At 56.3% G+C, this 1,459-nt stretch carries 2 protein-coding genes; both read left to right on the top strand.

The window, feature by feature from the left end; translation table 11 throughout:
- The first annotated feature begins 190 nt into the window (after positions 1 to 190).
- On the top strand, positions 191 to 391 hold the full coding sequence (locus DBR22_RS23255) for a hypothetical protein (RefSeq protein WP_146187647.1): 201 nt from the start codon (positions 191 to 193) through the stop codon (positions 389 to 391).
- A gap of 2 nt (positions 392 to 393) precedes the next feature.
- Positions 394 to 912, top strand: coding sequence for a hypothetical protein (locus DBR22_RS23250; RefSeq protein ID WP_146187646.1), 519 nt, complete (start codon positions 394 to 396; stop codon positions 910 to 912).
- The last annotated feature ends 547 nt before the right edge of the window (positions 913 to 1,459 follow it).

The following is a 1,459-nucleotide window of genomic DNA, read 5'->3' as shown; positions in this document are numbered from 1 at the left end:
ACCCGACGAAGCCGCCAACAAACAGGCGGCATGATTCCCGGGACGGTTCAATCTGCTTAGGATGAGCAACGGCGCCTAACGCCGAAACGATGACCATTCAAGGGGACAAGTGGACCAGTACGCAGTACCGCAGATTATGACGGCCTTCATTAGCTCCGATGGCAAAGAATGGCAAGACGAGTATGGGGCGGTGACGCCAGTAGCAGGGCAGTTCATCTACCGAGGAACCGGGGATGGCTACCAGGCTTACAAAATCGCCGAGGTCTGGCTCATCGAGGAGAAGCGCGGGCCCGTCACACATGGGCTTACAGCTTTCGTGGATCCCGTGGACGTGATGGAAACTCGGCTCGGCCAGTACTCACCGAAATACTACGAAACTGGGGGTTTCTAGACGTGGCAGAAAAAGACCGTAATAACGCGCTGGGACTAATGCGCCGGTTGAACGAATCAGGGCAATCCAAAGTCATGGTATCCACTGAATATCCACAATGGCTCGTTATTGCTGTATCGCAAATCTTGGCCCTAATCGGCGATGATGAGGTCGTTACCTGCGGTCATGATTTGACGGATTACGATTTTTCCCGAGTTCTGGACGATTCAGCCGATACTGCCGAAGGCAAGATCCAAGTTCTTACAGAGAACTTACTGGTGGTGTCAGAGTTTGCGGCTCCTAACCAGGCGAAAACCGTAGCAATCCCGCTGCGACAAGTAAGTTGGATAGCCATAACCGCCATCCGCCACGCGCTCCTAGTTCGAGACGAAGGCGTTTGGCCTAACTACGTCACGTTCGAAGTAGAATTGGCTGGGAACAAGTACAGTTTCCCCGTCGTCCCCGGCTCAGCTAGCGGCATCCAACATTCCGAAGCAACATCCGCCCTGAACACCGTGAAGGCGGCCCTGTTCCAGAAATAGGCGGGACGAGCGGAATAGGTGTGCCCGCTGCCTAATGGCAACGGGCACACCTATTATCGGGCAACGTCAGCCTGCCGTATTAGCGGCCTCTACGCATGTACAGCGATTGTGCATCTGCGGAGGCTATTGCGCCGTTCGCTTCCGTACGCGCAACCGATGTCACCATGCCGCGGACCTGCTCGCCCGTGAATGGGTTAGTGACGGTAACGTGGATGTTTCCCATGCTCGCCGGCCCCGTGAAGCCTCCCATTGTTGCGGGCGCCGATGCCGGCTTGTAGCCATTGTTGATCGAAGTGAGCATGGCAAGGTTCTTGCTAGTGTCCTCAGCGATCACCACAAACTCGCCAGGAGTAAGTATCGCCGGCACAGTATCCGTGCCCCGGCGGCTGCATGTCATACAACCGTGGACGCCCACCACCAGCTAGGTAGTTTATGCGACCGCCCTTAGCGTGCATCGAGGGGTCCAGCGCAACCATCGAAGGATGATCCCGATACTCGGGACTGCCCCGGCTTTTGTTGACTCGGGGTCTTAGGCCGCTATGAGCGC

Origin of the sequence: Arthrobacter sp. HMWF013 (assembly GCF_003061105.1) — a bacterium.
Classification (GTDB): Bacteria; Actinomycetota; Actinomycetes; order Actinomycetales; family Micrococcaceae; genus Arthrobacter.
The sequence above is the reverse complement of the archived record's forward strand: the minus strand, read 5'-3'. Positions and strand labels throughout refer to the sequence as shown.